This is a genomic window from Mumia quercus, assembly GCF_025506335.1.
Taxonomy (GTDB): domain Bacteria; phylum Actinomycetota; class Actinomycetes; order Propionibacteriales; family Nocardioidaceae; genus Mumia; species Mumia quercus.
This window is the reverse complement of the sequence record NZ_JANZYO010000005.1, coordinates 374,099-385,786: the sequence shown is the minus strand read 5'-3', so window position 1 is coordinate 385,786 and position 11,688 is coordinate 374,099. Positions and strand designations below refer to the sequence as shown.

General features: G+C 71.5%; 10 protein-coding genes. 2 read left to right on the top strand and 8 right to left on the bottom strand.

The window, feature by feature from the left end; all coding sequences use genetic code 11:
* Positions 1 to 30 precede the first annotated feature (30 nt).
* The 5 genes from NYZ95_RS14035 to hisD all read right to left on the bottom strand — a co-directional run bounded on the left by NYZ95_RS14035 (position 31) and on the right by hisD (position 5,026).
* Positions 31 to 1,266, bottom strand: a complete 1,236-nt coding sequence (locus tag NYZ95_RS14035; RefSeq protein ID WP_262851929.1) for a sulfite oxidase — start codon at positions 1,264 to 1,266, stop codon at positions 31 to 33.
* Positions 1,267 to 1,344: 78 nt separating this feature from the next.
* Positions 1,345 to 1,980: an imidazole glycerol phosphate synthase subunit HisH gene (gene hisH, locus NYZ95_RS14030; protein ID WP_262851928.1), complete on the bottom strand. Its 636-nt coding sequence runs from the start codon at positions 1,978 to 1,980 to the stop codon at positions 1,345 to 1,347.
* A complete protein-coding gene (hisB, locus tag NYZ95_RS14025; protein WP_262851927.1) occupies positions 1,981 to 2,604 on the bottom strand; it encodes an imidazoleglycerol-phosphate dehydratase HisB in 624 nt (207 codons plus the stop codon). It lies immediately after the preceding gene.
* Positions 2,601 to 3,704: a histidinol-phosphate transaminase gene (locus NYZ95_RS14020; RefSeq protein ID WP_262851926.1), complete on the bottom strand. Its 1,104-nt coding sequence runs from the start codon at positions 3,702 to 3,704 to the stop codon at positions 2,601 to 2,603. The genes hisB and NYZ95_RS14020 overlap by 4 nt, the downstream gene beginning before the upstream one ends.
* A complete protein-coding gene (hisD, locus tag NYZ95_RS14015; RefSeq protein ID WP_372500476.1) occupies positions 3,701 to 5,026 on the bottom strand; it encodes a histidinol dehydrogenase in 1,326 nt (441 codons plus the stop codon). Before hisD ends, NYZ95_RS14020 begins: the two co-directional genes overlap by 4 nt.
* Before the next feature lie 93 nt (positions 5,027 to 5,119).
* On the opposite strand from hisD, the gene NYZ95_RS14010 reads away from it, so the two are divergent.
* Complete coding sequence (locus tag NYZ95_RS14010) at positions 5,120 to 5,782, top strand: LON peptidase substrate-binding domain-containing protein (protein WP_262851925.1); 663 nt, start codon at positions 5,120 to 5,122, stop codon at positions 5,780 to 5,782.
* A 12-nt stretch (positions 5,783 to 5,794) separates the two neighbouring features.
* On the top strand, positions 5,795 to 6,283 hold the full coding sequence (gene ybaK, locus NYZ95_RS14005) for a Cys-tRNA(Pro) deacylase (protein ID WP_262851924.1): 489 nt from the start codon (positions 5,795 to 5,797) through the stop codon (positions 6,281 to 6,283).
* 3 nt (positions 6,284 to 6,286) lie between these two features.
* On the opposite strand, the gene NYZ95_RS14000 is transcribed toward ybaK, so the two are convergent.
* The 3 genes from NYZ95_RS14000 to dnaE all read right to left on the bottom strand — a co-directional run bounded on the left by NYZ95_RS14000 (position 6,287) and on the right by dnaE (position 11,642).
* On the bottom strand, positions 6,287 to 7,450 hold the full coding sequence (locus NYZ95_RS14000) for a baeRF2 domain-containing protein (protein WP_262851923.1): 1,164 nt from the start codon (positions 7,448 to 7,450) through the stop codon (positions 6,287 to 6,289).
* A gap of 128 nt (positions 7,451 to 7,578) precedes the next feature.
* A complete protein-coding gene (locus NYZ95_RS13995; protein WP_262851922.1) occupies positions 7,579 to 8,109 on the bottom strand; it encodes a hypothetical protein in 531 nt (176 codons plus the stop codon).
* Positions 8,106 to 11,642 (bottom strand): DNA polymerase III subunit alpha, encoded by a 3,537-nt coding sequence (gene dnaE, locus NYZ95_RS13990; protein ID WP_262851921.1) that lies wholly within the window; start codon positions 11,640 to 11,642, stop codon positions 8,106 to 8,108. The genes NYZ95_RS13995 and dnaE overlap by 4 nt, the downstream gene beginning before the upstream one ends.
* Positions 11,643 to 11,688 lie beyond the last annotated feature (46 nt).

Genomic DNA, 11,688 nt, shown 5'->3' with positions numbered 1-11,688 from the left:
CCTCGCGCCCAGGACGCGGACGCCGCGGCGTCACGCCACCGAGACGGGGTGCCGGACGACCGCCCAGAACAGGTAGCCGTTGTCGTTGAAGGGCACGGTGTCGGGCTGCGTCTGTCCGGTGCTGTCGGTGGCGCGGGCGAGGAGCACGTGCGAGCCGGTGGTGCGCGGCCGCCACGGGTACGCCCACTGGGCCCAGCCGCCGCCGTGCCCGCGGCGCGTCAGCCGCGCGTCGCCCCACGACGCTCCGCCGTCGGTGCTGACCTCGACACGCGTGACGCGGCCCGCGCCCGACCAGGCGCGCCCGGTCAGGACCGTACGGCGACCGGCGGGCAGCACCGCGTCGCGGGCGAGCTCGAAGGCCGACTTCACCGGCATCACCGTCAGCGGCGGCGCGTCGCTCGGGTAGGCGCCTCCGGTCATCCGGTACCACTTGGTGTTCCAGGGCGACGTCAGCGACGCACGCGACACCTCCAGCTCGCCGAGCCACTTGATGTTGGCGATCCCGACCCAGCCGGGCAGCAGCAGCCTTACGGGGAAGCCGTGGTCGGGCAGCAGCGGACGGCCGTTCATCGCGTAGACCAGCAGGGCGTCGTCGAGCGCCTTCGCCACCGGGAAGGGCCGACGGACGCGGCCGTAGTCGACTCCCCCGCTCACGAACGGGTCGTCCAGCCCCGAGGCCTGGACGTCCACCGCGTCGCGGCGCACCCCGAGGGCCCTCAGCACGGTGCCGAGCGGGACGCCCGTCCACCGCACCGTGCCGACGGCTCCGAGCCCCCATGCCGTCCCGCTCGCAGGGGTGCCCTGCTGGCTGGCGAAGAAGCTGCGCCCGTTGCCCGTGCACTCGAGCAGGCTCGTCACCGTGCGAGAGGGAAGGCGCAGCAGGTCGCGGTAGGACAGGACGTGAGCGCGCTCCGGCGAACGAGGGTCGGCCAGCCCGTCGCCATGGATGCGCAGCGCGTACGACGACGCGTCGATCGTGGGCGTCCGCGTGTGGTTGCGCACGAACAACCGCTCGGCAGACGTGAGGTACTGGCGAGGGTCGACCGCGTCCCACCGCATCTCGGCGTTCGTCCCGTACGTGACGAACCACTCCGGCGGGAGCGGCTTGAGGATCGGACCGGTCGGCGTCGTCAGCACGGAGGGCGCCGCCAGCGCCTGCCCGGCGCCGAGCGTGCCGGCAGCGACGAGGGTGGCGGCAGCACCGGCACCGAGGCGGAGGACGTCGCGCCGCGCGAGGGCGGGCGTGGGCGCAGGATCGGGCGACATGCCCGCGAGGCTAGGCCCGCCCGGACCGTACGGTCAGGGTTTCGTGCGGCCTGAACGCAACCCGCGCCCCCGCGCCGCTCAGGAGAGCGACGTCACCCAGTTGCGCAGCAGCGCAGCACCCGCGTCGCCGGACTTCTCCGGGTGGAACTGCGTCGCCGACAGCGGGCCGTTCTCGGCTGCCGCCACGAAGCGGTCGCCCCCGTACGAGGTCCACGTCACGCGTGCCGGCATCGACGGGTGCGTGTCGTCGAGCTCCCAGTGCCGGACGCCGTAGGAGTGCACGAAGTAGAACCGCTCGTCCTCGATCCCGTCGAAGAGCGTCGAACCGGTCGGGACCTCGACGGTGTTCCAGCCCATGTGGGGCACGATGTCGGCCTCGATGCGCTCGACGGTCCCCGGCCACTCGCCGCAGCCGTCCGTCGTCACGCCGTGCTCGATCCCGGTCTCGAAGAGGATCTGCATGCCCACGCAGATCCCGAGCACCGGGCGGCCGCCGGCCAGACGCCGTCCGATCACCCGGTCGCCGCGGACCGCGCGCAGTCCCTGCATGCACGCGGCGAACGCGCCGACCCCAGGGACGACGAGGCCCTTGGCCTCCAGCGCCGTGTCGAAGTCCGCGGTCAGCGTGACGTCGGCGCCCGCCCGCTCCATCGCCCGTACGGCAGAACGCAGGTTGCCCGACCCATAGTCGAGCACGACGACGTCCGCGCCCACCTAGAGCGCCCCCTTCGTGCTGGGGACGCCGGTCTCGCGGGGATCGCGCTCGACGGCCTGGCGCAGCGCGCGTGCCACGGCCTTGTACTGAGCCTCGGCGATGTGGTGCGGGTCGCGACCGGCGACCAGACGCACGTGCATCGTGAGCCCGGCGTGGTGCGCGAGCGACTCGAGGACGTGCTGGGTCAGCGATCCGCTGTACTGGCCGCCGATGACGACCGTGACCTGCGAGTCCGGCTCGCCCGAGTGCACGAAGTAGGGCCGGCCGGACACGTCGACGACGGCCTGCGCGAGCGCCTCGTCGAGCGGGACGAGCGCGTCGCCGTAGCGTCGGATGCCCGCCTTGTCGCCCAGCGCCGCCTTGATCGCCTCACCGATGCAGATCGCGGTGTCCTCGACCGTGTGGTGGGCGTCGATGTGGAGGTCTCCCTCCGAGCGGACCGTGAGGTCGATCAGCGAGTGCCGCGACAGCGCCGTCAGCATGTGGTCGTAGAACCCGACCCCCGTCGCGATGTCGTGGGTCCCGGTCCCGTCGAGGTCGACCTCGACCACCACGTGGGACTCGGACGTCTTGCGCTCGACGCGGGCCCGTCGAGGGCCGGTGGTCTCGATCGTGGTGGTCATGCGTTCTCCTCGCGGGGTGCGGGGGTGGCCAGGGTGGCGGTCAGGGCGGTGCGGAAGGCGGCCATCTCCTCGGGCGTCCCGATGCTGACGCGCAGCCAGCCGTCGGGGCCGGTCTCCCGGATCAGGACACCGCGGTCGAGCAGGCCTTGCCACACGGCGTGGCGGTCGGCAAAGGTGCCGAAGAGGATGAAGTTGGCGTCCGAGTCGACGACGTCATGGCCTTGCGCGCGCAGCCAGGCCGCGGTCTCGTCGCGCGTCGCGCGGAGCTCGGCGACCCGGGCAAGCATCTCGTCGGCGTGGCGCAGGGCCGCCAGTGCGACGGTCTGGGTGACCGTCGAGAGGTGGTACGGCAAGCGCACGATGCGCAGCGCGTCGACGACCGCCGGGTCCGCTGCCAGGTAGCCGAGGCGCCCTCCGGCGAAGGCGAACGCCTTGCTCATGGTGCGCGTGACGACCAGCCGCGGGTAGTCGGCCAGCACCGACAGCGCCGTCGGCGTGTCCGGCCGCCGGAACTCCGCGTACGCCTCGTCGAGGACCACGATGCCGGGCGCCGCGTCGCAGACGGCGCGGACCGCCTCGAGCGTCAGCGACTCCCCCGTCGGGTTGTTGGGCGAGGCGAGCAGCACCACGTCCGGCTGCTCCTCGGCGATCAGCGCCAGCGCGGCCTCGACATCGAAGGTGAAGTCCTCCGCGCGGCGCCCGACGACCCACCGGGTGTGGGTGTTGCGGGCGTACTCGGGATACATCGAGTACGTCGGCGTGAACGACGCAGCCGTACGACCGGGGCCCCCGAAGGCCTGCAGGATCTGCTGCATGATCTCGTTCGACCCGTTCGCGGCCCAGACCGAGCCTGCGTTCAGGCCGTGCCCGAGGTATTCCGCGAGCGCCTCGCGCAGCGCCCACGCCTCCCGGTCGGGGTAGCGGTTGAGCTCGGTCGCTGCCGTACGCAGCGACTCCGCGATCTCGTCGGCGGTGGCCTTGGACGGGCCGTACGGGTTCTCGTTGACGTTCAGCTGGACCGGCACGTCCAGCTGAGGCGCGCCGTACGGCTCGTACGGGCGCAGGTCGTCGCGGATCGGCACCCAGTCGGGGACGCTCACGAGGCGCTCCCCTCGGGTGCGTCGAGGCGCACCGTCACGGCCGCGCCGTGCGAGGGAAGGTCCTCCGCCTCGGCGAGGACGACGACCTGGGGCCCGATCTGACGCAGCGCGCGCTCGTCGTACGAGACGACCTGCATGCTCTTGCAGAAGGAGCGCACCGACAGCCCCGACGAGTGGCACGCGCAGCCCGCGGTGGGGAGCACGTGGTTCGAGCCGGCGGCGTAGTCGCCGAGCGAGACAGGCGACCAGCCACCGACGAACACCGCACCGGCGTTCGTCACAGCCCCGGCCACCGTCGCGGCGTCCGCGGTCTGGATCTCGAGGTGCTCGGCCGCGTAGGCGTTGACGACGTCGAGCCCCTGCGCGACGTCACGCACCAGCACGGTCGCCGACTGCGGCGACGTCAGTGCGGTCTCGATGCGCTCGGCGTGCTTGGCCGCCGGGACCTGGCGGGCGAGCTCGGTGTCGACGGCGTCGGCGAGCGTGGCGCTCGGCGTCACCAGCACCGCGGCGGCGAGCGGGTCGTGCTCGGCCTGGCTGATGAGGTCGGCGGCGACGAACGCCGGGTCGGCGGTGTCGTCGGCGAGGATCGCGATCTCGGTCGGGCCCGCCTCGGAGTCGATGCCGGTCACGCTCTGGACGATCCGCTTGGCCGCGACCACGTAGATGTTGCCGGGTCCGGTGACCAGGTCGACCGGCTCGCACGGGCCTGCGCCGTAGGCGAACATCGCGATGGCCTGGGCGCCGCCCACCGCGTACACCTCCTCGACGCCGAGCAGCGCGCACGCCGCCAGCACCGTCGGGTGCGGGGCACCGCCGAACTCCTGCTGCGGTGGGGTCGCGAGCGCCAGCGACGCCACCCCGGCGACCTGGGCGGGGACGACGTTCATGATGACGCTGGAGACCAGCGGCGCCAGGCCGCCCGGCACGTAGAGCCCAACCCGGCCGACGGGGACGATGCGACGCTCCACCCGCGCCCCGGGAGCGACCTCGGTCACGACGTCGGACTCGAGCTCGGCCTCGCAGGTGGCGCGCAGCCGGGAGATCGACTCCTCCAGCGCCGCGCGGACGTCCGGCGCGAGAGCCTCGAGCGCCGCGCGCGTCTCGGCGGGGTCGACCGCGAGGGTCTCGCGGCGTACGTGGTCGAACCGCTCCGTCGCATCCAGGACTGCCTCGACGCCCCGGTGTCGTACGTCGTCGACGATCGGCCGGACGACGGCGACGGCCGCCTCGACGTCGAACGGCGCGCGCGGGAGCATCGCGCGGTACTGCGCGGCGGTCGTGCCCGCAGGGGTGTCCCGCAGGTCGGTGCGACGGATCATGACTCAAGTCTACGGACGGTACGCGGGGCGACACCCACCACGGCAGCCGTTGATACGGCGCTCCTGACCGCCCGGCGTGGTTAGGCTGGCGAGGTGGCCCGCTCGATCCCGCTCTTTCCGCTCGGGAGCGTCGTCCTTCCCGGACAGACGCTGTCGCTGCACGTCTTCGAGGACCGCTACCGCGACCTCGTCGCCTACCTGCTGACGCTGCCCGAGGCCGAGCGGCGCTTCGGCATCGTGTCGATCCGCGAGGGGTACGAGGTCGGCGAGAGCGGCGTCCAGTCGATCCACCGGGTCGGTGTCGAGGTCGTCCTCACCGACGTGACCGGCTACGACGACGGCCGGTACGACCTCACCGTGGACGCGCTGGGGCGGATCCGCCTCGACGCCGGGGTCACCGGCGAGAGCTTCATGTGGGGCCACGTCGAGGACCTCGACGAGCCCGTCGGCGAGGGCGTGGACCAGGCCGCCGACCGCGCCCACGCGGTCTTCGACGCCTACCGCACCGAGCTCAACCGCTTCCGGCTCGACGCCCAGGTCGAGGAGCTCCCGGGCGACCCGGTCGACCTCTCGTACCTGCTGGCCTCCAGCGCCGTCCTCACGCTCCCCGACCGCCAGGAGCTCCTCGAGGCCGACGACGCCGCCGAGCGCCTGCGCTACTACCACCACCTGATGCTGACCGAGATCGCCGCGATGCGCGCGGTCCCCAGCCTCCCCGCCGTCGACGTCGCCCGGACGTCCTGGTCCCCCAACTGATCTCGGAGACCCATGGCAAAGAAGCAGTCCACCGGCACGCCCGCGACCCGCGTGCTGGAGAAGTCCGGCGTGCCCTGGACGGCGCACCCGTACGCGCACGACCCCCGCGCCACCTCGTACGGCCTCGAGGCGGCCGAGGCGCTCGGCGTGCCGGTCGCGCAGGTGTTCAAGACGCTGCTCGCCGACTGCGACGGGACGCTCGTCGTCGGTGTGGTCCCCGTCGACGCCCAGCTGGACCTCAAGGGTCTCGCCAAGGCGGTCGGCGCGAAGAAGGCCGCGATGGCCGACCCGGCGCTGGCCGAGCGGGTGACCGGCTACGTCGTCGGAGGGATCTCGCCGCTCGGCCAGAAGCGGGCGCTGCGGACCGTGGTGGACGCGAGCGCCGAGGAGTGGGACGTCGTGTACGTCTCAGGTGGGCGGCGCGGGTACGACGTCGGCCTCGCACCTGCGGACCTCGTCGCACTCACCCGCGCCGCCCTCGCCCCGATCGCCCGCCGCTAGGCGTCAGCCGGGCTCGACCACCCCGGACGGCTTGGCCGGATCCCAACGCAGCAGCGCTCCGATCCCGTCGGTGAGGATCTCGTCGTCGTGGTAGACGATCGTGATCCCCGCGTCCTGGACGGCGGCGGCCGTGCCGAGCGCGAGATCGGCGCGGCGCGCCCGCGCATCGCCGGAGGACAGCTGACGGATCTCGTCGCGGTGCATCGACAGCTCGAGCGGCTTGTCTCCCACCCAGACCTTCGTGTCGGCCAGCGTGCTCACCGGGCCCGCGACCGGATCGGAGATCAGCAGCTCCTCGACCTGGGCCTTGCGCAGCGCGTCGAGCACGCGGTTGAGACCGGTGACGGCCATCGCGTTGCGTCCCAGCTCCTGGCGGAAGCGGCCGATCACGGCCTCGCGCCGGCGGATCCGGAACGCCTCCAGCGCCTCGTCGACGCGCGCCTCGAACGCGCTGTGGACCTCGTTGTTGCGCGACCCGCCGGGAACGTGCTCGGTGATCTCGCGGGCGGCCGCGCCGAGCGCCGCCTGCACCAGCGCCACCGCCCGTACGTCACCCGTCACCACGAGCAGGTCCGGGCGACGCTCCGTCACGATCCGGTCGAGGTCGGCAGCCACCGTCTCGGCGTTGCGCTCCCAGGAGTCCTCGACCCTGCTCTCGATCCGCTTGTGGGACAGCCCTCCGCCCCGGATCTTGTTCAGGACGTCGTGGCTGCCGTCCACGCGCTCGCGGTGCGGCTCACCGCCGACGGCTCCCGACGTCGAGTCGTAGAGCGTGACGTCGGCGCCCGTACGGTCGATCTCCGCGAGCAGGTAGCGGACGGTGTCGTCGGCCTCGCGGGCCAGGGCGAACACGTCCGGACCCATCGAGAGCACGGCCTCGTCCTTGCGCGGCGGGAACAGCAGCAGGCGGTCCATCAGGACCCCGCTCTCCCCCGCGACGATCAGGCGCCCGTGCGGCCCGGCACCGCGCGTCGGCTGCAGCGCCTGCTCCTCGAGGACGCCCGCCATCTCCTTCGTGATGCCCGCACCGTCCAGCGACTTGCGAAGCTCCGACCATCGCGCAGCGACGGTCCTGTCGCCGCTCTCGGTGTCCCGGCTGGCATCCATCACCACCGTCGCCAGCATCTCGTCGGACGGAAGCTGTTCGGTCAGCCACTGAAAGTGCATCCGCGCCCCTCTCTGCGTGCGTTCCCGGCTCCTGCCGAGGCGATGCCGCGAGGCGGCCGCCGTCGTACGAGGTCACCGGCCTGCCTCCACCCTGCCCCAGGCGGGCGCGGCGGACAACCGCGATGCACTCAGGCGTGCTCGACGGCGCGGAGCTCCTCGGCCGGCTCGCGCGGAAGCGTCAGCCACGCGACCAGGATCAGCGCCAGCAGCGCCGCCACGGGCCAGACGAGCAAGATGCCGTACGCATCGATCTCGAGGCGAGCGGAGACCTCGGCACCGGCCGGTCGCGAGCCGACCTCGGGGGTGGGCGGCCCGAGCAGCACGCCGACGCCCCAGGCGACGAACGCCGCCGCGGCCGCGCCGAGGGCCGTACGGACGATGACGAGGGTGCCACCCTCCCGCCCCCAGCGCCAGGTGGCGAACGCCGACCACAGCGCGGCCGCGAGCGCGCTCACCCACACGTACGTGAGGAGCACGCCGAACGCGGCGGAGGCCGCCACCTCGTCCGCGCTGAGCCCGGAGCGGTCGTCGACCCGGACGACCGTGTACCGCAGCGGCTCGGCGAGCCAGGCCCACGCGACCCCCGCGAGCACGCCTGCCACGAGGAACCCGACGACCGTCGCCACCGTCCCCGGAGGTCGGGGGTCCGTGGTGGTCACGAGGCGAGGCACCCGGGCCCGAGGAGGGCCTTGAGGTCGGCGATGAGCGAGGACGACGGGTTCACCCGCAGCCGTGCGTCCAGCCGCATGAGCTTGGTGCTGCGGCTGCCGACGAGACGCAGGTGCACCTCGGTCGCACCCGGGTGGCTCGACAGGACCTCGCGCAGCGAGTCGAGCGTCGGCGGCGTACAGCGTGCCGTCGGCAGCGTGAGCACCACGGGACCGTCGTCACCGACACTGAGGTCGGCCGCGCTCAGCTCGGTGGCCGAGATCTCGGGGGTGTCCTCCTTGCGCTTGAGGCGCCCCTTGACCACCACCACCGCATCCTCGACGAGGAGGTGGCCCGACAAGGTGTAGACCGACGGGAAGAGCATGACGTTGACGGCACCCTCGAGGTCCTCGACGGTGACGATCGCCCAGGGGTCGCCCTTCTTGGTGAGCTTGCGCTGGATGGACGTGACCAGGCCCGCGACGGTGACGTTCGTGCCGTCGGGACGGTCCTCGTCGGCCAGCAGGTCGCCGATCGTGCAGTCGCTGGCCGCGCGGAGGACGTGCTCGAGGCCGAACAGCGGGTGGTCGGACACGTAGAGGCCGAGCATCTCCCGCTCGTGGGCCAACAGGGTCGTCTTGTCCCACTCGTCGAGGTCGGGGACGACCACGGACGTGCCCGCGAACCCGGCGTCGCTGTCGTCGAGGCCGGCGAAGAGCGAGTCCTGGCCGATCGCCTCGTTGCGCTTGAGGTCGACGTACTGGTCGACGGCGTCCTCGTGGATCGTCACCAGCGCACGGCGGTGGTGCTTGAGCGAGTCGAACGCGCCGGACTTGATCAGCGACTCGATCACCCGCTTGTTGCAGACGACCGGCGGGACCTTCTCCATGAAGTCGGAGAAGTCGGTGAAGGCGCCCTTCTCCGTACGGGCCTCGGCGATCGCGTCGACGACGTTGTGGCCGACGTTGCGGACCGCCGACAGGCCGAAGCGGATGTCCGGGCCGACGGCGGTGAAGTTGGCCTCGGAGTCGTTGACGTCGGGCGGCAGCACCTTGATGCCCATCCGGCGGCACTCGTTGAGGTAGATCGCCGACTTGTCCTTGTCGCCGCGCACGCTGGTGAGGAGCGCGGCCATGTACTCGGCCGGGTAGTGCGCCTTGAGGTAGGCCGTCCAGTACGAGACGACGCCGTACGCCGCCGAGTGCGCCTTGTTGAACGCGTAGTCGGAGAAGGGCAGCAGGATGTCCCACAGCGTCTTGATCGACGCCGCGGAGAACCCGCGCTCCTTCATGCCGGCGGAGAAGTTCTCGAACTGCTTGTCCAGCTCGGACTTCTTCTTCTTGCCCATGGCACGGCGGAGCAGGTCGGCCTGTCCGAGCGAGTAGCCCGCCAGCTGCTGGGCGATCGCCATGACCTGCTCTTGGTAGACGATCAGGCCGTACGTCTCGCCGAGGATGTCCTCGAGCGCGTCGGCGAGGTCGGGGTGGATCGGCTCGACCTTCTCGCGCCCGTTCTTGCGGCGGGCGTACTTGTTGTGCGAGTCGGCGCCCATCGGGCCCGGACGGTAGAGCGCGCCGACGGCCGAGATGTCCTCGAAGCTGTCGGGACGCATGCTGCGCAGCAGCGCCCGCATGGGCCCGCCGTCGAGCTGGAACACCCCGAGCGTGTCGCCGCGGCTCAGCAGCGCGAACGTCTCGGCGTCGTCGAGGGTCAGGTCCTCGAGGACGACCTCCTCGCCGCGGTTGCTGCGGATGTTGTCGAGGGCGTCGTCGAGGACCGTGAGGTTGCGCAGCCCCAGGAAGTCCATCTTGATCAGCCCGAGCGACTCGCAGGTCGGGTAGTCGAACTGCGTGATGATCGCGCCGTCCTGCTCACGCTTCATCACGGGGATGATGTCGAGCAGCGGCTCGCTCGACATGATCACGCCGGCGGCGTGGACGCCCCACTGGCGCTTGAGGCCCTCCAGCCCGACGGCGGTGTCGACGACCTTCTTGGCGTCGGGGTCGGTGTCGTACAGCGACCGGAACTCGCCGCCCTCGTTGTAGCGGGGGTGCTCGGCGTTGAAGATCTCCTTGAGCGGGACGTCCTTGCCCATCACCAGCGGCGGCATCGCCTTGGTGATCCGCTCCCCCATCGAGAACGGGTAGCCGAGCACGCGCGAGGCGTCCTTGACGGCCTGCTTCGACTTGATCGTGCCGTACGTGACGATCTGCGAGACCCGGTCGTCGCCGTACTTCTCCGTCACGTAGCGGATGACCTCACCGCGCCGACGCTCGTCGAAGTCGACGTCGAAGTCCGGCATCGAGACGCGGTCGGGGTTGAGGAACCGCTCGAAGAGCAGGCCGTGGACGATCGGGTCGAGGTCGGTGATCCGCATCGCGTACGCGACCATCGAGCCTGCGCCCGAGCCACGGCCGGGCCCGACCCGGATGCCGTTCTCCTTGGCCCAGTTGATGAAGTCGGCGACGACGAGGAAGTAGCCGGCGAAGCCCATCTTGAGGATGACGTCGACCTCGAAGTCGGCACGCTCGCGGACCTCCTCGGTGATGCCGTCGGGGTAGCGCGCGGCCAGCCCACGGTCGACCTCCTTGAGGAGCCAGGTCTCCTCGGACTCGCCCTCAGGGACCGGGAAGCGCGGCATGTACGTGCCGATGCCCTCGCTGAACTCGACCTCGCAGCGCTCGGCGATCAGGAGGGTCGACTCGCACGCCTCGGGCAGCCCCGCGTCGCGCTCCCAGAGCTGACGCATCTCCTGCGGGGACTTGATGTAGTAGCCGTTCCCGTCGAACTTGAAGCGCGTCGGGTCGGCGAGCGTCTTGCCGGACTGCACGCACAGCAGCGCCTCGTGGGCCGTGGCGTCGTCGGGGTGGGTGTAGTGGGAGTCGTTGGTCGCCACGAGCCGCAGGTCGAGGTCCTTGGCGAGCCGCAGCAGGTCGTCGCGCACGCGCGTCTCGATCGAGAGGCCGTGGTCCATCAGCTCGACGAAGAAGTTCTCGCGGCCGAAGATGTCCATGAACTCCGCCGCCGACTGCCGCGCACGGGCGTAGTCACCGATCCGCAGCCAGGTCTGCACCTCGCCGGACGGGCACCCGGTCGTCGCGATCAGGCCCTCGGCGTACTCCGAGAGCAGCTCCCGGTCGGCGCGCGGCTTGTAGAAGAACCCCTCGATCGACGAGCGCGACGAGAGCCGGAAGAGGTTGTGCATGCCGGCCGTGCTCTGCGCCAGCAACGTCATGTGGGTGAACGCGCCGCCGCCGGAGACGTCGTCGCTGCCGCCCTTGTTCCACTGGACCCGCTTGCGCTCCGTACGGTGCGTGTCGGGCGTCAGGTAGGCCTCCATGCCGATGATCGGCTTGACCCCGGCCGCCTTGGCCTTCTTGTAGAAGTCGTACGCGCCGAAGACGTTGCCGTGGTCGGTCATCGCGATCGCGTCCATGCCGAGCTCGGCGGTCCGCGCGAACATCTCCGTCAGTCGTGCCGCGCCGTCGAGCATGGAGTACTCGGTGTGGACGTGCAGGTGCACGAACGAGTCGGCGCTCGACATGGGGGTGGGGCCTCCTCAGGCACACGTACGGGAGGGGTTCAGAGAA

Bases quoted from the DNA above. Each gene is read 5' to 3' on its own strand.
- NYZ95_RS14035 (WP_262851929.1), bottom strand. From the start codon at position 1,266: ATGTCGCCCGATCCTGCGCCCACGCCCGCCCTCGCGCGGCGCGACGTC.
- hisB (WP_262851927.1), bottom strand. From the start codon at position 2,604: ATGACCACCACGATCGAGACCACCGGCCCTCGACGGGCCCGCGTCGAG.
- hisD (WP_372500476.1), bottom strand. From the start codon at position 5,026: ATGATCCGTCGCACCGACCTGCGGGACACCCCTGCGGGCACGACCGCC.
- ybaK (WP_262851924.1), top strand. From the start codon at position 5,795: ATGGCAAAGAAGCAGTCCACCGGCACGCCCGCGACCCGCGTGCTGGAG.
- NYZ95_RS14000 (WP_262851923.1), bottom strand. From the start codon at position 7,450: ATGCACTTTCAGTGGCTGACCGAACAGCTTCCGTCCGACGAGATGCTG.
- dnaE (WP_262851921.1), bottom strand. From the start codon at position 11,642: ATGTCGAGCGCCGACTCGTTCGTGCACCTGCACGTCCACACCGAGTAC.